The organism is Flavobacterium sp. GW823-FHT04A11, assembly GCF_058796535.1.
Map to the genome: position 1 here is coordinate 3,463,677 of NZ_CM179503.1, position 19,106 is coordinate 3,482,782.

At 35.1% G+C, this 19,106-nt stretch carries 17 protein-coding genes; 11 read left to right on the forward strand and 6 right to left on the reverse strand.

Features of this window, described 5'->3' with window-relative positions; genetic code table 11:
- Positions 1 to 89 precede the first annotated feature (89 nt).
- The 4 genes from AC3QL1_RS14945 (at position 90) to AC3QL1_RS14960 (ending at position 3,533) form a co-directional block, all read left to right on the forward strand.
- Positions 90 to 659 (forward strand): Crp/Fnr family transcriptional regulator, encoded by a 570-nt coding sequence (locus tag AC3QL1_RS14945; protein ID WP_492492550.1) that lies wholly within the window; start codon positions 90 to 92, stop codon positions 657 to 659.
- A gap of 127 nt (positions 660 to 786) precedes the next feature.
- Complete coding sequence (locus AC3QL1_RS14950; RefSeq protein ID WP_492492551.1) at positions 787 to 1,575, forward strand: type 1 glutamine amidotransferase domain-containing protein; 789 nt, start codon at positions 787 to 789, stop codon at positions 1,573 to 1,575.
- 114 nt (positions 1,576 to 1,689) lie between these two features.
- Entirely contained in the window at positions 1,690 to 1,995 is a 306-nt protein-coding gene (locus AC3QL1_RS14955) for a putative quinol monooxygenase (RefSeq protein WP_492492552.1), read from the forward strand.
- 143 nt (positions 1,996 to 2,138) lie between these two features.
- Positions 2,139 to 3,533, forward strand: a complete 1,395-nt coding sequence (locus tag AC3QL1_RS14960; RefSeq protein ID WP_492492553.1) for an aldehyde dehydrogenase family protein — start codon at positions 2,139 to 2,141, stop codon at positions 3,531 to 3,533.
- Between the two features lie 67 nt (positions 3,534 to 3,600).
- On the opposite strand, the gene AC3QL1_RS14965 is transcribed toward AC3QL1_RS14960, so the two are convergent.
- The 3 genes from AC3QL1_RS14965 to AC3QL1_RS14975 all read right to left on the reverse strand — a co-directional run bounded on the left by AC3QL1_RS14965 (position 3,601) and on the right by AC3QL1_RS14975 (position 7,436).
- Complete coding sequence (locus AC3QL1_RS14965) at positions 3,601 to 5,076, reverse strand: sensor histidine kinase (protein ID WP_492492555.1); 1,476 nt, start codon at positions 5,074 to 5,076, stop codon at positions 3,601 to 3,603.
- Positions 5,077 to 5,521: 445 nt separating this feature from the next.
- A complete protein-coding gene (locus AC3QL1_RS14970; RefSeq protein WP_492492556.1) occupies positions 5,522 to 6,970 on the reverse strand; it encodes an FAD-dependent oxidoreductase in 1,449 nt (482 codons plus the stop codon).
- A gap of 7 nt (positions 6,971 to 6,977) precedes the next feature.
- A complete protein-coding gene (locus AC3QL1_RS14975) occupies positions 6,978 to 7,436 on the reverse strand; it encodes a hypothetical protein (protein WP_492492558.1) in 459 nt (152 codons plus the stop codon).
- 173 nt (positions 7,437 to 7,609) lie between these two features.
- On the opposite strand from AC3QL1_RS14975, the gene AC3QL1_RS14980 reads away from it, so the two are divergent.
- The 3 genes from AC3QL1_RS14980 (at position 7,610) to AC3QL1_RS14990 (ending at position 11,603) form a co-directional block, all read left to right on the forward strand.
- Positions 7,610 to 8,077 carry a DUF6934 family protein gene (locus tag AC3QL1_RS14980; RefSeq protein ID WP_492492560.1) on the forward strand — a complete coding sequence of 156 codons (468 nt, stop codon included), beginning with the start codon at positions 7,610 to 7,612 and terminating at the stop codon, positions 8,075 to 8,077.
- 2 nt (positions 8,078 to 8,079) lie between these two features.
- Positions 8,080 to 8,244 carry a hypothetical protein gene (locus AC3QL1_RS14985; protein WP_492492561.1) on the forward strand — a complete coding sequence of 55 codons (165 nt, stop codon included), beginning with the start codon at positions 8,080 to 8,082 and terminating at the stop codon, positions 8,242 to 8,244.
- Between the two features lie 416 nt (positions 8,245 to 8,660).
- Positions 8,661 to 11,603: an Ig-like domain-containing protein gene (locus AC3QL1_RS14990; RefSeq protein ID WP_492492563.1), complete on the forward strand. Its 2,943-nt coding sequence runs from the start codon at positions 8,661 to 8,663 to the stop codon at positions 11,601 to 11,603.
- 133 nt (positions 11,604 to 11,736) lie between these two features.
- Here the strand turns inward: AC3QL1_RS14990 and AC3QL1_RS14995 are convergent, their stop codons facing one another.
- A complete protein-coding gene (locus AC3QL1_RS14995) occupies positions 11,737 to 13,350 on the reverse strand; it encodes an arylsulfatase (RefSeq protein WP_492492565.1) in 1,614 nt (537 codons plus the stop codon).
- A 96-nt stretch (positions 13,351 to 13,446) separates the two neighbouring features.
- Positions 13,447 to 14,931: a DUF1254 domain-containing protein gene (locus tag AC3QL1_RS15000; RefSeq protein WP_492492567.1), complete on the reverse strand. Its 1,485-nt coding sequence runs from the start codon at positions 14,929 to 14,931 to the stop codon at positions 13,447 to 13,449.
- 329 nt (positions 14,932 to 15,260) lie between these two features.
- Here AC3QL1_RS15000 and AC3QL1_RS15005 point away from each other — a divergent pair, with 329 nt between their 5' ends.
- Positions 15,261 to 15,665: a helix-turn-helix transcriptional regulator gene (locus AC3QL1_RS15005; RefSeq protein ID WP_492492569.1), complete on the forward strand. Its 405-nt coding sequence runs from the start codon at positions 15,261 to 15,263 to the stop codon at positions 15,663 to 15,665.
- 73 nt (positions 15,666 to 15,738) lie between these two features.
- Here AC3QL1_RS15005 and AC3QL1_RS15010 read toward each other — a convergent pair whose 3' ends face one another.
- Positions 15,739 to 16,344: an FMN-dependent NADH-azoreductase gene (locus AC3QL1_RS15010; protein ID WP_492492571.1), complete on the reverse strand. Its 606-nt coding sequence runs from the start codon at positions 16,342 to 16,344 to the stop codon at positions 15,739 to 15,741.
- 153 nt (positions 16,345 to 16,497) lie between these two features.
- Between AC3QL1_RS15010 and AC3QL1_RS15015 the strand changes: the two genes are divergently transcribed.
- From AC3QL1_RS15015 to AC3QL1_RS15025, 3 genes are all read left to right on the forward strand, one after another.
- Complete coding sequence (locus AC3QL1_RS15015; RefSeq protein WP_492492573.1) at positions 16,498 to 16,875, forward strand: winged helix-turn-helix transcriptional regulator; 378 nt, start codon at positions 16,498 to 16,500, stop codon at positions 16,873 to 16,875.
- 219 nt (positions 16,876 to 17,094) lie between these two features.
- Positions 17,095 to 17,661 carry an RNA polymerase sigma factor gene (locus AC3QL1_RS15020; RefSeq protein ID WP_492492575.1) on the forward strand — a complete coding sequence of 189 codons (567 nt, stop codon included), beginning with the start codon at positions 17,095 to 17,097 and terminating at the stop codon, positions 17,659 to 17,661.
- A gap of 198 nt (positions 17,662 to 17,859) precedes the next feature.
- Entirely contained in the window at positions 17,860 to 18,999 is a 1,140-nt protein-coding gene (locus tag AC3QL1_RS15025) for a FecR family protein (protein ID WP_492492577.1), read from the forward strand.
- The last annotated feature ends 107 nt before the right edge of the window (positions 19,000 to 19,106 follow it).

Here is a 19,106-nt window from a genome sequence, read left to right on the forward strand (position 1 = left end):
ATACTATTTGTCCATAAATGGCAACGCTGTATTTTAAATATTTTTAAACAACAATAAATCTTTTATCTTTGATTTGGTAAAAGCAAACTATGGAAAAACTTAGAAGACATATTGAAGAAATTATACCAATTAATGACGAAGAGTTTGAGTCAATTAAACCATTTTTTACGATAAGAAAGGTATTAAAAAATCAATATTTAATTCAGCAGGGAGATGACGCGAAGTATGAATACATCATTATGAGCGGAATTTTCAGGGTTTTTTATCTCGATGAAGATGGAAAAGAACATATTGTGCAATTTGCGACAGAAAATTGGTGGATGTCGGATTATATTGCGTACTTCAACCAAAAGACGGCAAACATGAATGTCGTTTGTATGGAAGCGGGAGAAGTTTTATGCCTGACACTTGAAGGCAGAGAAAAACTCTCTGGAACAGTTCATAAAATGGAATATTTTTTCAGAATGAAACTGACCAAAGGATACATCGCACTTCAACAGCGAATTATTTCATTATTGTCCGGAAATCCGCAGCAGCGTTATAAAGAATTTGCTGCCCTTTATCCAAATCTCATGCAAAAAATTCCCAAGAAATACATTGCAGAATATCTGGGTGTAAGCCGCGAAACCCTTAGCAGGCTTTACTCCAATAACAAATAACATATCTCTAATTCTCAAAGTGTGATTCTCGTCACACTTTTTTTGTGACTTCGCTCCTCGTATTGAGGAGGGGTGCCGGCATAAATTTGTCCTGTAAATAATCATTAACCAATCAAAAATTACAGACATGAAAAAAATTATGCTTTTAACCCTTGCCCTTGCTTTTTTATCTTCAAATGCACAAAGTAAAAAAGAAAACACATTAGTAAAAACAACACTTAAAAATGAATCCACTATGAAAAAGAGAATTTTAATTATTGTATCCAATGCCAACACAATTGGACCAAATAACAGAAGAACGGGAACTTTTCTTCCTGAAGTAGCACATCCTTATGCTGAATTTGACAATGCCAATTACCAAATTGATTTTGCGAGCTTAACTGGTGACACACCATATTTAGATGCGCTAAATTTGGCAAATGATCCTGACAATCTTGCTTTTCTAACAGGAAAAGGATGGGAGAAAATGCAAAAAGCTGTAAAATTAGCAACAGTTGATGTTAGTACTTATGATGCTGTTTTTGTACCCGGAGGTTTAGCACCAATGGTAGATATGCCTGAAAATGAATTGCTGAAAAAAGTGATTAAAGAAACTTACGAACGTAATGCAGTTGTTGGAGCAGTCTGTCACGGTCCCGTATCGTTATTAAACGTAAAATTAAGCAACGGAACTTATTTGGTAAACGGTAAAAACATTACCTCATTTACAGACGAAGAAGAAAAAGGGTACGCTATTGCGGATGTGCCATTCTTACTTGAAACTGCACTAACAAAACAAGGAGCAAAATTTCATGCTGCCGCAGTTTGGTCAGCGCACAGTATTGCAGATGGTAATCTGGTTACGGGACAAAATCCTGCTTCTGCAAAAGGAGTAGCCGAAAAAATGATTGTTATTTTAGAAGCTGCTAAAAAATAATTGTAACTTAAGTCAGCAACCACATTTTTGTCATCCCGAGGAACGAGGGATGACAAAAATGTGATTAATCTTTTATTAAAACGAAAAAATATTTTAATTAAAAAATAAATCAAAATGAAAAATCAAAATCCAATTCATGTTTTTGCTACATGGAAAGTAAAAGAAGGAGAAATTGGAACCGTTTTAAACTTATTAAAAACGGTACACGATGAAAGTGTAAAGGAAAACGGAAATCTGTTTTATAAAATCCATCAAAGTAATTCAGATGTAAATACACTTATTTTATTTGAAGGATATACAGATGAAGCCACTGTTGCTGACCATAGAAATTCGGCTTATTTTCAGGACATAGTTTTAGGGAAAATTGTTCCTTTATTAGAAAATCGAGAGATTATTTTAGCGACACTTTTAGATTATTAATAAGTCAGGAAATAGTCAATATTGTGTTATAAGACATTGTAGTCACCGATAATTTGATTAAATTTAAAGAACTAAATTTTAAAAAATAGTGACTTGAAATAATACCGAATAAGTTGGTTTTAAGCACACACATTAAATACATTATGGAAAAGACTGCAAAAATAATATTTCCCTACGATCAGAGCGTAGTAAAAGAATTGCCTTTGATTGATAAAAATGAAATTGAAAAAATATTAAAAACTGCTCACAAATTATTTGAAGATCAATCAAACTGGATTCCGGCTTACAAAAGAATTGATATACTTGAAAAAGCTGCTTCAATCATGAATGAGAGAATCGATGAACTGATACATTTAGCGATAAGTGAAGGCGGAAAACCCTATAATGATTCGAAAGCAGAAATCCTCAGAGCCATCAAAGGCGTAAAACTGGCAGCTGAACATATAGCACAAATAAAAGGTGAACAAATCCCGATGGGACTTACAGAGGCTTCTTTAAACAGAATTGCTTTTACATCAAAAGAACCTATTGGCGTTGTTGTGGCTGTAAGCGCTTTTAATCATCCGTTAAATTTAGCAGTACATCAAATTGCAACGGCTGTCGCGGCTGGCTGTCCTGTAATTTTCAAGCCATCGAGCAGTACGCCGTTATCAGGTCTTGCATTGGCAGCTATTTTAGAAGAAGCCGGTTTGCCTTCAGGCTGGTTACAAGTGGTGTTATGTGACAACGAAACTTCAGAAATATTAGTGACGGATTCAAGAGTTAATTTTTTCTCTTTTATTGGTTCGGCAAAAGTGGGATGGTATTTAAAAAGCAAATTAGCACCGGGAACCAGATGTGCATTAGAACATGGCGGAGCTGCGCCGGTTATTGTTGAAAGCGACGCAGACTTTAAAGAAATGATTCCGGATTTGGTAAAAGGAGGTTTTTACCACGCAGGACAGGTTTGCGTTTCGGTTCAGAAAATTTATGTCAATCAGGAAATTTGTGACCGTTTTATTGAAGAATTCTCTCAGGCCACAAAGAAATTAGTTGTCGGAAATCCGTTTGAAGAAACCACAGATGTTGGTTCGCTTATTACGCCAAAAGAATTAAACCGTGTCGAAGATTGGGTTAATGAAGCTGTTGAAAAAGGAGCAAAACTAATTACTGGCGGAAAAAGAATTTCTGATACTTGTTTTGAACCCACCGTTTTGTTCAATCCTTCAGAAGATTCAAAAGTATCAACCAATGAAATTTTTGGTCCTGTGGTTTGTATTTATTCGTTTACAGACAGGGAAGAAGCGATAAAAAGAGCCAATGCTTTAGACGTTCATTTTCAGGCTGCTGTATTTACAAAAAATATTGACATTGCTTTAGAAACAGCAAAAAAGCTAAACGCTACTGCCGTCATGATCAATGATCACACAGCTTTTAGAGTGGATTGGATGCCATTTGGCGGAAGAGATGCATCAGGGTTGGGAATGGGCGGAATATCCTATACAATAAATGATATGACCAGAGAAAAAATGACTGTTTTTAAAAGCAAAAACTTGTAAATATTTTGCAATCACATCATAAAAAAAGTAACTGATTCTAGTTACTTTTTTTATTGTTATATGTTTTTTAAATCGTTTCCAACTCTTGTAATAAAGGTAAAGTTATGGTAAACTCGGCGCCTTTATCTAATTCTCCGCTGGCTGTGATAGTTCCGTTATGTCTTTTTGCTATTTTTCTGCAAAGGGAAAGTCCAAGTCCATTTCCTTCATATTCAGTTTTAGAATGCAGTCTTTCGAATGCGGTAAATATTCTTTCGACAAAAGCGGCATCCAAACCTATACCATTATCTTTAATTTTAATTTGTACAGAATCTACATGGTCAATAGTTAGCTCCAAACAGCTTATAATCACTCTTGGAGGTTCATTTGCCTTCGAAAATTTAAGGGCATTTTGTATCAGATTATAAAAAAGCTGACTGATTAAAATAGGCGCTCCTTCAATTTCAGGAAAATCAGAAGTCGTTACTATGGCGCCTTTTTCTTTTATAACAAGTTCAAGATCTGTTTTTATATTTTCTATAACTTCATTAAGGTCAATTTTTTCAATAAGCTGTTTGGTTTTATCTGCCGTTGAATAGGCTAATATTCCCTCAATGATATTGTTCATTCTTTCGGCAGAATGATCAATTTTATTAATGTATTTTTTAGAATTATCGTTTAACTCTGTTGCCGCATCATTTTTTAAAAAAGAATTAAAAATCTTAATTTTTCTAACAGGTTCTCTCAAATCATGGCTTACTACATTGGCGAAATGCAAAAGATCGTCGTTGGAACGTCTCAATGCTTCTGTACTGTTGGCGACCTGTTTTTTTAATTCTTCTTCAAATTCCTTTTGCTCATCAATATTTTGTATAATTCCAATAATAGTGGTGGGAACATCATTTTCGTCCCTTATAATTTTGCCATTAATTTTTGTCCATCGAATAGATTGATCCTCATTAACAATACGGCTTTCATAAGATATTGTTCCGGTTTCCATAGCTTCTTCATGTGCTTTTTCACGCACTTTCAAATCATCCGGATGTAATTTTGCAATGAGTTCATCATTCGAAATTTCTCTGTCAACGGACCAAATGGAATTAAAATTCCCTGAGGTTTTGATTTTTTTGGTAGCCAGGTCTATTTCATAAGTTCCCAGTCCGGCAGTATCAATAGCCATTCGTAGTCTTTCCTCAGAACTTTGTATTTGTTGCTTTGCATCATGTAAATCAGTTACATCTGTTCCGGTATTCATTACTGCATAAATATTTCCGTTTTCATCAGTCAACGGTATAAAACTATAGTTAAAATAATAGGTTTTAAGAATTCCGTCTATGACCAAATCTACCTTTTTATTCTTACCATGATAAGGAATTCCTGTTTTGAGTACGTTTATTGCCTGATCAAAAAAAACATCACTTTTGATTTCTGGCAGCAGGTCCAAATAATTTTTACCGATTACCTCATCGCCCTTGCCCCAGGTTTTGATCATAGCGGGATTAGCCAGTTCTATTCTCAATTCATTCCCGGAGTACACAGCGATAGGTAAGGGAGTATTATCCACTATATTATTTAAGAGACCAATATTACGGTACATGGCGTTTTTTTATTATTATTTGTCTTTACGAAGCTATGTTATTTTTAAATTTCTCGTTTACATTACTTTACTAAAGTATTTCACAATTTATATCTATTTTTTATTGTTTATTACTTTTTAGCAATATTTTTTTATTGATGAAAAATAAAATTTTAGTCGATCAATTCTAAAAAATAGTACATGTAGCTAAGATAATAAAAAAGCATTTTAATTTGTTTAACCTTTTTGTTGATTAATTAAACAAATTCATTTTTTTAACATTTTACAGGGTGTGAATTTACGCTTTTTATAAAAAGAAACACTTTAATTGCTAAATTTAATAATTAAAATCTGATCTATAATTACGTAATATTTTTAGGAATAGAGGTTTAAACCCAAAATTCCTATAATAAATGGATTAGTGTAGTACTAATTAATTTCCTTTTTTCTTCAAAAAGCGTCCTCTTGGTTCGTCACCTTCGCGAAGAACCATTTCAGAATGCAGAAATTGCGCGGCATCTGCTGAATCTTTCACTTTAATAGCGCTTCGTTCTAACATTTCGGCTTCAAAATCATTTAAGACACGTTCTCTTAGTCCGGCTTTTTTCCATTGCGATAAAGGTTTACATCCTTTTGAAATTCCTCTGGCCAATGTAAGCGCATCCAGCAATGCCTGATTTGCTCCTTGACCTTTAAACGGACTCATTGGATGAGCCGCATCGCCAATAAGAGTGACTTTTTCGCTTTTTGCTAATAAGGCAGATGGAAGCAATTCACGGTCATAAACCGGATATCCGGAAATCTGGGTTTCTAAAGTCGCGTTCAAAATTTGCGGAATTGGATCGTGCCATTGTGTTCTGCGGCAAGCTTCTTCTTTGAGTGCTTTAGGGCCTTTTGCGCTTAATATTTTAGCTTCTTTTTCTTTCATCGGAAAACTAAGCTGCCACATTACAGAATCTGCTGTAAAAGGCATAATATAAATTCGCTCGTTGCCATTTGCAGTTTGAAATACAGTCGCCGAATCTAACAAAGAGCTTTCCATACCTTCGAGAGCACTTAAAGGACAAATGCCTAATATTACAATGCAGTCGAGATAGCGTAAAGGCGTAATATCGTCACCAATTAATAACTTTCGCACCGAACTTCGAATTCCGTCAGCTCCAACAATAAGATCAGCTTTAGCGTTTAAAATTTGGCCATCAACTTCAAATTGCAAATCAATACCGTCATTTTCAGATTCCTTAAAATCTATCAATTGATGTCCCCATTGTATCATATCGTCTCCGCCAAGCTGTTCAACCAAGGCTAAACGCAAAGATTGTCGTGCGATATGTATGTTTGTGCGTTTGGGAGCTGTTTTTGCTTCTGACTGCAGCCACTTTCTGATTCCCCATTCGCCAATTACTTTACCATCCGTAGTGTGAACAATATGTTTTGTGGAGATAACGCCATCTTTTAAGGAAAAAATTCCGAGTCCTTCAATCGCTTTACTGGCTTGCTGTAAAGTAAGTCCGTAACCTTGAGATCTGGCATTGAAGTTTTTGTCGCGTTCATAAATCGTAAAAGGAATTCCGCGGTGCAAACAAGCAACAGCGAGCGCAACACCGCCAATACCGCCTCCAATAATAGCGACATGCGGATAATTTTCTTTATCAGCAACAGGAGGATTGGCAGCAGGAAGCAATCCGGATCCTGAACAGTTTTGACAGGAGCTTAAATGCGCTTTAGGACGAATTGGAGGGATTCCGTTTCCTTCCGTTTTTTCAAATTGTTCTAAGGCAATTTGGTAACTGAGCCGTACTTTTTTGGTGAGTCTTTGACTTTTTTTGCCGCGTCCCAGACATTCCTGACATACTGACCAGCTTGATACTTCTTTTTCCACTTTCAAACTAATTTATTGATAACATAAATAATTTGTAAATACCCAAAGCTGTGATCGTGAAAATATTGTGTACAAATACAAGCTGAAGATAATATCCCCTAAAATTAATAAGGCGCGCCGAAGGTATAATTTCAAGCAGAAAAGTCCAGCTTATAATACGTATTAAACCGCTTATAATTCCTAAAATGAAACTGGTAGTCCACGAAATTTCGGCAAATTCGTAATACCAAACCAGATAGTAAACAGCTGTAAAACAGATTCCAATAGTATGATGAAGTATTTTCCCGGCTATTAATTGCGTTTTTAAAGTCAGATTGATATCAACAACTGCAAAAAGTCCGGTAAGAAGCGTTGGTTCAAGGTAAATCTTATTTTCCGGAACCGATACTGCAACATTAAATAGTTTTATAATGCAAGAAGCTGTAATCCAGGAAATAAGAATTTGAAAGAACAAATATGAAATCATAAAATTAAAATAGAGGCCGTAAAATTTTTACGCGGCAAAGATAATGAAAGTATTACAAATATTTACAGTTGAAAGTTTGGGCTTCATTGTTGAAATAAATTCAGGAATATATATATTATAAAAGTGATAAATATAAAAATAAGTAGTATTTTGCGTACAAAATAATTTATTAAATGAATCTACCGAAATATGATACTCTGGTAGGCAGTGATGCCACTGCTTATGAATTTACAAGCACAGGTATTAATGGCGACATACATAAAGCAGTAATATATAACACAACTAAACAAGAAGATATTTATAATTTGGGATTTGGAAATATAGTTTATGATGAGGATGTTGGCGGTCTTATAGTAAATGACCAAATAGTAGATAATAATGGAGACATGCGAGAAATTTTAGCAACAGTAGCACATACCGCTTATGAGTTTTCTTCGACATATCCAGACTTAAAGATATTTATTACCGGAAGTGATAAAAGAAGAACAAATACATATAAAAGAGCAATAAATGAACATTTTGAGGAATTGTCAAAAACATTTGATATCTTTGGTGCACTAGTTGATGATAATGAGAATATTACCGATGCTCCATTTGACTATAAAAAGGATTTTGATGGATTTCTCTTTAAAAGAAAATAATTATGATAGTAAAAAAATCAAATAAGGATAAGGTTGTTGCTAAAGTAGAAGCAAAGATTGATGCTAAAATAACTTTTTCACCAAGTGTCGATAGATTAAAAAATATAAAATTTACCTCTGGTAAACCAGAAGAGATAAAAAAAGCAAATTTTAAACTTAGTTTTTAAAATATACTTATTTAAAATGAAAGCTCCTTTAATCGGGAGCTTTTTTATTACAAGTATTTTATAAAAACTACAAATAAGGTTTTCATTATAAAATGGTATATTTTTCAATTATACAGATTGTAAGCTTTTGAATTTCTTATTCTTAACCTATTAAAAAAGAGAATGATTTAAAAAGAAGGTTAATCTTTTTGCATATTCTTATTTTTTTATACTTGAAATTAGGAATTTTATCTATATTCATTCTTGATTTTTTATTTGGTTTTAAAATTTAATTTGTTGGTTTTGAGTTTATTAACTCAAATAAATTGTGGTCTTAATCTTGATTTTTGATTCATCTTTTTTTTAAACTCTTTTTTAAGTCTAGTTTCGTTATGTTCTTTTTTTAGGACTTAACTTACTAATTTAAAACCGAAATTATGAAAAATCAACTACTTACTATTTTTTTTAAAAGAGTGAAATATTGCTATTTGATGGGGATATTTTTTTTACTCTTAACTTCAAATTTATATGCGCAGCGCGGGTATTATGATGCAGCTTATAAAAGGTATGAAGCAAATGCCGGACAATTGTCTAATGGAGCAGTAACGACTTCAAAATCCTATATTCAGTCTGATTTACAATCAGAAGCCACCGATCAGCAATGTGTAAATATGTCTGCTGCAAATGCTACAGTGCAATGGACGCTTACGGAAGCTGCAGATGGACTTGTAATTCGCTATAGCGTTCCCGACGGACAAACAGCAACTATTGGCGTGTACAATGGCAATACAAAAATTACAACGCTAACTTTAACTTCAACCTGGTCGTGGGAATATTTGTGGAGCAATGGAAACCCCAATAATAACGGAATTACAAATCAAAATCCTAGAATGAGATTTGATGAAGTTCGTTATAAACTTCCCGCTAAAATTGCTTCTTCAGGAACTTTAAAATTAATAAGAGAATCGGGAAATGTGCATTTGGATTTTGCAGAGATGGAACCGGTTCCAACAAGCCTTTCTGCTCCTGCAGGTTCCGTAACTTATACAGGAAACGGAAGCGATCTTCAGACTTTTATTGATGCAAACGGTGGCAAAAAAATATTTGTTCCAGGCGGAGTTTATAACGTTAACCGCGAATTGTATTTTGGTACTGCCAATACTTCATTAATTGGTGCGGGAATGTGGTATACGCAAATTAATTTTACTAACACAAGTAGTTTAAATGGCGGATTGCGTGCCAATGCAGCCGGAATTTCCTTTACGGATCTTTATTTAACAACCAATTCAGCGTCCAGAAGTAATTCTTATAAAGCGATAAACGGGGTTTTCACTTCGACCTCAACCGTAAAAAATATTTGGGCAGAACATTTTGAATGCGGCGCCTGGATTGCACAATATAATGTGGGCGGACCAGCAATTGCCGATGGATTTACAGTATCGCATTGCCGTTTTAGAAATAATTATGCCGATGGAATTAACCTTTGCAAAGGAACTGCAAACTCCATTGTGGAGCATTGTAATTTCAGAAATAATGGCGACGACGATCAGGCGATTTGGTCTGCTGACGGACTGGAATGTATCAATAATACCTTTAGATACAATACTTCAGAAAACTGCTGGCGTGCCTGTGGCTTGGCGATTTATGGCGGAAAAAATAATAAAGCCTACAATTTAATTATAAAAGACAATCTGGAAGCAGGAATCAGAGTGAGTAATAATTTTCCCGGAGCGCCTTTTAACAATGACGGTCTGCATGAAATACATGATATCACGGTTTCAACATGCGGAACTTTCAATGATACGTACAACAATCCTGTAGCGGCGGTAGATATTTTTAGTGCGACAAATGCCGGAACTCAGGTTAAAAATGTTCAGCTTTATAATATCGATATTTTAGATTCAAGAAATGATGCTATTTCTATTAGTAAAAGATCAGGAGATGGTATTTATAATCTTAGTTTTAAAGATATAACGGTTAACGGAACGGGTAAAGAATTTCCAAACAATAATGCACTCAACAGAAATTGGGGCAGAGGATATTTTGTATTGATAGCAGGTTCTCCCGCCGGAAACGGAACATATTGCAATATGAATTATTCTAACAGAGGCGGTAATGCAACCACTAATGAAGAAATAAGCGCAATTGGTACTTTTTCGTGGACACAAAGTTCTAACTGTTCCAGTACATCAGTTCCTGTAACAGGCGTAACCATTACACCAACAACGGCCACTTTAGGAGTTGGAGCCACACAACAACTAACACCAACCGTTGCTCCGGCAAATGCGACAAACAAAAACGTGAGTTATAGTTCTAACAATACAGGAGTTGCAACTGTAAATAGTTCGGGTTTAGTAACTGCAATTGCTTCGGGAACGGCAACAATTACCGTAACAACTCAGGATGGTGCTAAAACGGCAACTGCTGTAATCACAGTAAATTCATCAAATGTAGCGGTTGCAAGCGTGAGTCTTAGTCCAACAACGGCAACTTTATCAGTAGGAGGAACGCAGCAATTAACGGCAACCGTTTTGCCATCAAATGCAACGAATAAATCGGTTAGTTATGCATCGAATAATACTGGTGTTGCAACTGTAAATGCTTCAGGTTTGGTAACAGCAATTGCTAACGGAACAGCAACAATCACCGTAACAACTGCAGACGGAAATAAAACAAGTACAGCATCAATTACAGTTAATACGGCAACCGGAACTTATTTTACCATTAAAAATAAATGGATCGGCAATTATTTATATGATGCCGGTGCCAATGTGGGATATGGCGCAACCGTTGCCAATAACAATTACAAATGGGAAAAAATCGCTATTGATGCTACTTATTTTATCCTAAAAAATGTAGGTACCGGAGATTTAATGCATATCGAAAACTTAACTGGCGCGGTACAATGTACTGCCGGACAAACGACTTGGTGGAGCGCGCAATGGTCTAACGAAAATGTTGATGGCACTTGGGTGAGAATTAAAAACAGATGGCAGACTGGAAGTATGATTCATATTGAAAACCTGAATGGTTCTGCTCAATATGCCGGAGGACAAAACAATTGGGAAAGTGCGCAATGGCAATTTCAAAGCACAACGACAGCAAAAAAAGTGAATGCTATTGATGAAGTAACGGTAGAAAATTCTGCAATAAGTATTTATCCAAACCCGTCTATCAACAATGAATTTAATATTGCATTGCCGGAATTAAAAACGGGTGATGTGGCAACTGTAACGGTTATTGATATAAACGGAAAAAAAGTTTTGGTAAGCAAACTTAACGCATCCGGAAAAATCAATCATAATTTAGGATCAGGAATTTATGTTGTCACCATTACTTCTGATGCGGTGAATGTTTCTAAAAAACTGATTATTAAGTAATAAATAGTTTAAATAAAATCGGAATCCAAAACACTATTATTTATAAAGAAAAAAGGGTTGTCGCAGTTTGTGACAGCCCTTTTTTAATAGTATTAAAACTTATTGACAAGCTATTATTAAAATCTTTTTCAAATTAATCCCTCGTTACGCCATGAGGTTTCAATTTCATGTTATTAACTTTATCTATTTCTGATTCTACAGCATCAGGCGAAAAAGTAGCAGGAAGCTGAGAAGGAGGATATTTAACAAAGGTTTGCAGGAATTCAATAGCATGAAAAGTAACCTGAGCAAGTAAAAAATCATTACGAAGTGACCAGTCATTATATTGGTCTGAAACAACATTAGCGCGTTCGTAAGGATCCATTCTCAGATTAAATAAAAGAGGAATACGATAGGTTCTAAAAGGATCTCTCCAAACGTCAAATCCGCCGGGAGCAGGCTGTTCCCTAATCACAATTTTCCAGTCATTGTAACGATATCCTACGAGTTGAGCATCGTCATTAAAATAGGCAAATTCTGTTCGGGCACTTTTTGGTGATTTTCCCGTAAGGTAATCCAGTTGGTTGAATCCGTCCAGATGCAGCTGCCATTTTTTACCGCCAATTGTTGCTCCTTTCAAAAGATCTTCTTTTATGGTAGTATTTCCTGCTGCAGCCACAAGGGTAGGAAACCAGTCAAGGCCAGAAAAGATTCCGTTAGAAACAGTTCCTTCCTTAATGTGTCCAGGCCAGCGAATCATTGCGGGAACTCTGTAAGCTCCTTCCCAGTTCGTATTTTTTTCACTTCGAAAAGGAGTAGAAGCAGCATCTGGCCAGCTAAATTGATTTGGGCCATTGTCTGTACTAAATATCACAATAGTATTATCTGCAATACCCATTTCGTCAAGTGCCTGCATCAATTTGCCTACATTCATATCCATTTCGATCATACCGTCGGCATATTCATTGTCCGGCATACCGCTTTGCCCTCGCATAGATGGACGTACATGAGTAAAAACATGCATGCGGGTAAAGTTCATCCAGGTAAAGAAAGGTTTATTGGCTTGTTTTTGCTTTTTCATCCAGTCAATACAAGCTCCAGTGGTTTCATCATCAATGGTTTCCATTCTTTTTTTGTTGAGAGGTCCTGTATCTTCTATTTTTCCATTTACAATATGCAGAACACCTTTGGGTTTATAACTTTTAGTAAACAACGGATCATCAGCTTCTTTTGGGAAGTTTGGCATTTCTGGTTCTTCCTCGGCATTAAGATGGTACAGATTTCCGAAAAATTCATCAAAGCCATGATTAGTTGGCAAGTATTCGTCTAAATCCCCAAGATGGTTTTTACCAAATTGTGCTGTAGCGTATCCCAAAGGTTTTAATGCCTGAGCAATTGTCATATCGCGTGCCATAAGTCCAACTGGCGCGCCGGGAATTCCCACTTTAGACAATCCGGTTCTTTTAGGACATTGTCCGGTTATTAAGGTAGAACGTCCTGCAGTGCAGCTGTTTTCGGCATAATAGTCTGTGAATTTTATACCCTGACTGGCAAGTTTATCAATATTGGGCGTTTTATACCCCACAACGCCTTCGCCATAAGAGCTTATATTGGTGATACCAACATCATCGCCAAAAATGATCAAAATATTGGGTTTTGATTTATCATTTTGTGCGACAGCATTTAGTGAAATTCCGAATAACAATAAAATTAGAAATGAAAACTTCATCGTCAATTTACTCCGTTTTAATTGTTTTGATAAATTCATGGGAATTATTTTTAAAAGTTTGTACTAGGTTAAAGAAATGTATATTCAAAATTGATTAAGAGATTGAATAATGCTTTGGTAATATTTTAAATTTTCTTACTTCACTTCTTCAAAATCTCCGGGTTTCCAGCTTCCGTTAAAGGCAGGATCTTCAGGGCCATAAATTCTGAAATATGTAAACCAGCCTTTGTCAGGTAATGTTTGAATCCAGGCATCTTCTTTTCCGGCAGGTGCTTTTGGACCAAAATACAATTCGACAGAAGAACCTTTTTTATCTTTTAATTCAAACATAGAACGTAAAGCCGCTTTATTTTGATTGGTCAAAATCTCGCTTCGTGTAGCATTATCATAAATCGTAACTGACCAAAATAGTTTGGCAGGAACCGGCAACGGAACGGTTAATTTATACGTTTTACTTCCGTCTAAATACTTACCGTTATTATCTTTCATTCCTAACCAATAAAGCGAACCCGCTCCGACAGCACGGTTAAACATGGCAGGAGATTCGACCTGAGCCTGATAAAACCACTTTTCGCGTGCGTAGAGATCTGTATAATTTTCGGTGTCAAAAGTACCGTTGGCGTGGCGCAAAACTGCCCATTCCCATTTGCGGTCTTTCCATACAATTCGGTCTGGTCTTCGGTCAGCAAACGATTGTACGCGCAAAATGGCATTTCCTGTTTTAGCTGCTTTTTCTAATATGGCTTTCATGCGGGCGTTAGGCTGAAAAGTTTTTCCTTTTTCGATACCCAATTCGGCAAGTTCACCATACATAATGCGATACGCAGGATTTGCAGGTTCTTTCTGAATCAAATCATTTAATTTTTCCCAGTATTTAATGTTATTTTCCCATGAAAGAGGCGTAAAGTCAGCGCCTTTTTTATTCAGGCTTACCCATGTAGGTTCTTTCCAGTCAGCAGGTTTATTGAGCGGATATACTTTTACTGATTTCATTAAAGCTTCGGCCGTTTCTGCTTTTCCATCAAGTGGAAGCGCCCTTAACATTAATATTAAACGATTTGTGGTGGGTTTTCCAACAAAATATCCGGCAGGAATTTTACCGCTATAACCCGGCGGAACAATAATATGTTTACCGCCTTTTCCTTTGTCAGGACCCGGAAGACCAATATCCATAATATACAACTGATTCAAATCATTTGCGACAGACATTAAAGGTCCGGGCGGAACATCAATTACCATCGGACCATATTCTGAAAGATCAAAAACAAGTCCGGCATATTTAGTGTCTGAATTTGGTGTAAAAACAAGCTGGTTTGGCGTTCCTTCTAATATGGCAAATGTTTTATTGGGAACAACGCCATTATTTAAGTTTCCTTCCCAGGTTCCTGTAAACGATACCGATGGGTAAAAAAATCTGTAGGTTTGAATAGCACGGTTCAAATCGGCTTCATCGTATGCCTTTTTGATGGTCGCTTCTGTTGGATATCCTTCAATAAATTCAAAGCCTGAATCAGTAGTAGAATTTGATTCTGAAGCTGGAAGGTTTTCTATTTTTTTTTGTGTACATGATATGACAATAACGCACAGCAAAAGTATCTGAAGATAGTTTTTCGCTTTCATTAATCATAAGTTTTGATTAGTAATGGGTTGGAATAACAAAATTAGAGCTACGAAAGAATAATATTATAAAAATCAGCATCAAATATGGTTGCAGTTTATAAAATGAAACAGGATTTGATGAGCGATCATCATGAAAATTAGATAAAAAGAAAAGTACTTTTTTGCGTTCTATTTTTATCTAATATTTATAAGAAAAATTATACTTTTGTTTGATCGCAGGTTTGCATTATTTTTACGTTATTGCACGAATCACAACGATATTGTACAATGCTGGTTATGTATCGTACATAAACGGTATTTTTTTATTCATAATTATTTATCTTTGAACTATGAGCACAGTAACAAAACAACATATAGGGCGAAAAATCAGCCGTATTCGTGAACTTCGGGATATGAAACAAGAAGCTTTGGCGCAAGCTTTAGGAACAAATCAACAAGCAATTTCGGCTATTGAAAACAGTGAAACAGTAGAAGAAGGTAAACTTGCAGAAATTGCTAAAGTTCTTGGCGTTACAGTAGAAGCGATTAAAAATTTCTCGGAAGAAGCTGTTTTAAATATTATCGGCAATACTTATAATGTAGATAATTCTTCGGCAGTTAATTATGGTTGTACCTTTAATCCTTTGGATAAATTAATGCAAGCTCACGAAGAACAAATCAAATTATACGAACGTTTAGTTCAGTCTGAAAAAGATAAAGTTGAATATTTAGAAAAATTATTAAAAGGGAAATAGCCTTTATAAAACTATATTAAATGCAAAAAAGAGACTCGTAAGTCTCTTTTTTTTGTTTTGAATGTAATATCAATTAATCAATCAAGATACTATTAATGGCTTTATTCATCGCATTTTCTTTTAATTCGGGCACTTTTAATCCTTCTGCGCGAAATGCCGTAAGATCTGTCATTCCCAGAAATCCTAAAAAAGCCTGTAAATAAGGAACAACAAAATCATTAACCTGACCAGGACCATCAGAATATACGCCTCCGGAGGCCATTGCAACATAGACTTTTTTTCCGGTAACCAGACCAATTGGGCGTCCGTCTTCACCATATCCAAAAGTTACTCCGGGTCTTGTAATGTAATCAATCCATGTTTTTAATGCTGAATGGATCGTGAAATTATAAAGTGGCGCACCAATAACAATGATATCTGCAGCCAGTAATTGTTCAAGCAAAGTATTCGAAAATGCCATCGATTCTTTTTCTTCTTCGCTGAGATGGTTGGAAGGTGTAAAAAGTTTGCGAAGTAATTCCGGATTAAGATGAGGCAGGTTGAGATCAACCAGATTTAATTCTTCAAGTGTATTATTGGGATATTTTTCCTTAATTTTTTTGATAATCGCGTTGCCAAGCTCAATGCTGTGGGAATCTTTCGGCTGAATACTGGATATTAAATGAAGAATGTTTTTCATAACTAATTTGCTTTTAAATTTTACTTTTTTAGAACCTAACTGAATTGAAAACAATTAGATATTAAAGCAAAATTACTGTTGTGAAGTATACAAAAGAGAGTAGTTTCCTAAAGGAAACCAGTTACTTTTAGGAAAGTTTATATCTTTACTGCCATGAAAAAAACTGAAGAACAGCAACTTCCAACAAAGGATGAATGCGCAGGATCTCTAAGAAATATTATAGATGCTTTGTATGTTTTAAACGGAAAATGGAAAATTGCTTTAATTCTTAGCCTGATTCAATCTTCAAAACGTTTTAATGAAATAAAAAAGGAAATTGACGGAATATCACCAAAAATTTTAGCAAAAGAACTCAAAGATTTAGAGCTGAATGATTTTATTAAACGTACTGTATATCCAACAACTCCCGTTACTATTATTTATGAAGCGACTGACTATAGCCGAACCTTAAAAAATGTAATTCGCGAGCTCAGTAATTGGGGAGAAATGCACAGGGAAAAAGTCAAAGAAAGTATGAGAAAAAAAGAGTAGAGAATCTAAATTTTTTAGACGTTTTGATTTTGGTTTTTCATTAAACCAAAATAGCATTAAACAATAAACATTTTTTTTAATAAAACAGGCTTTTTAAGACAGATGTAAGAAAATAATAGTTAGAAAACGCCGTAACCATTTCTAACTGAATGATCTTTTAGTTTTTAAAATAAAAAATGTTTAATATTGCTTTTTCGATACTCAACCCCTTTTTATTTAATGCCTGTTTATAGCAAATATGCTGATCCTATTTTAGTTGATCTTCTTAAAAAAGATGATCAGTTGGCGTATACAGAAATTTTTGAAAGGTATTGTAAACTCCTCGTGAATCATGCCTACAAAATATTGGGCAATCAGGATGAAGCCAATGATGTTGTTCAGGAAGTTTTTTTATCGATCTGGAACAAACGCCATGAATTAACCCTTACCGGATCTCTTTCTTCTTATTTATACAAAGCCGTAAAAAACAGAATACTAAATCATATCGCCCACGAAAAAGTGGTTTCGCGATATGCAGAATCTATTTCAAATTTTATTGAAGATGATTATGTATTCGCAGATTTTAAACTTCGGGAAGAAGAATTAGAAGCTATTATTGCCAGAGAAATTGAACTTCTTCCGGCCAAAATGCGTGAAGTTTTTTTACTGAGAAAAGTAGAAGACCTGTCTTATGAAGAAATCGCACTTCAGCTCAATATTACAGATAAAACAGCAAAGCAGCAAGTGTACAATTCCCTTAAAATACTAAGGGAAAAGCTTAAGAATTTCATGACTGTTTTTGTGTAGTAACTATAATGTTGCCTTTTTGTTAATTTCTATATCAAAAAATACGCTTATCATCTTAATTGATAAAGAAAAAGTAATACTCTTTCTGCTTCGATAACGATATAATAATAATTTTTTAATTTTTTTTGTCATTTGCCTATGACAAAAGTTACTTCTAACTGTCTTACTTAAAACGGGACCAAATTTCGTATTGTACTTATGAATGAAAATGAAATCTTAGCGCTGCTTAAAAAATATCAGGAAGGTACTTTATCTGCCGAAGATAAAGACAAACTCGATGCGTGGTATTTGCATAAAGCTTCTACTAGCAATTTAAACCTCAACGAGTATGAACTTGAAGATAGTTTTGAATACCTAAAAGCAAAATTACCATTTGAGCACGAAACAAAAGTAATTCGTATTTGGCCGCGTGTTGCTGTTGCTGCTTCGATCGCTTTATTATTGGGCACGGGAATCTTTTATTTTACAAAACCAAACGAGCAGACTCAGACTATTCAGGTTGTTGAAAAAACACCCGAAATTGCTCCGGGAGGAAACCGCGGAATCCTGACGCTTTCAAACGGAAAACAAATTGTGCTGTCTGATATTTCGGCAAAAGATACCATTGCCAAAGAAGGAGAAGAAGTTACGATTAAGATGGGCGCAAATGGCGTGATCACCTATGTTATCAATCCAAATACAGCGGCATCAAAAGAGGATAAAAATTCATTTAATACGCTTTCGACACCAACGGGCGGACAATATAATATCGTTTTGGCAGATGGAACAAAAGTGTACCTAAATACGGTTTCATCTATTAAATATCCAACTCAGTTTAATGACGATCAAAGAGTTGTAGAGCTCGAAGGAGAAGCTTATTTTGAAGTTGCCAAAGACAAAAGCAAACCTTTCCTGGTAAAATCCGGTAATCAGACTATTGAGGTACTTGGAACTCATTTTAACGTACATGCTTATGATAATGAGCCGGTTTTAAAAACGACTTTATTAGAAGGAAGTGTTGCGGTTAGTTATAAAAATCAAAAATCAATTTTAAAACCCGGACAGCAATCGAGTGTGTCAGACAACTTTGCTAAAATCAAAATTAGGGAAGTGGATACTGAAACTGCTATTGCCTGGAAAAACGGCCGTTTTAAATTTGATAATGCCGATTTGAAAACTGTAATGAAACAATTGGAACGCTGGTACGGAATTAAGGTAGAATACCGCGGCGATGTTTCGGATGTACGATTTAACGGCGGTACGTTTATGAATAAAAATTTGTCTGAAGTATTAAAAGTACTTGAGCTTAGCGATATAAAATTTAAGGTTGAAGGAAAAACGATTATTGTATATCCCTGATTTTAAATTTAGCCGAATATATTGGTCTGTAAACTAAAAAACCAGAAGCAGTTGCGATGCTTCCGGTTTGTTTTAAAAGTTTATAGCCAGTATAAGTTGTCCACCTA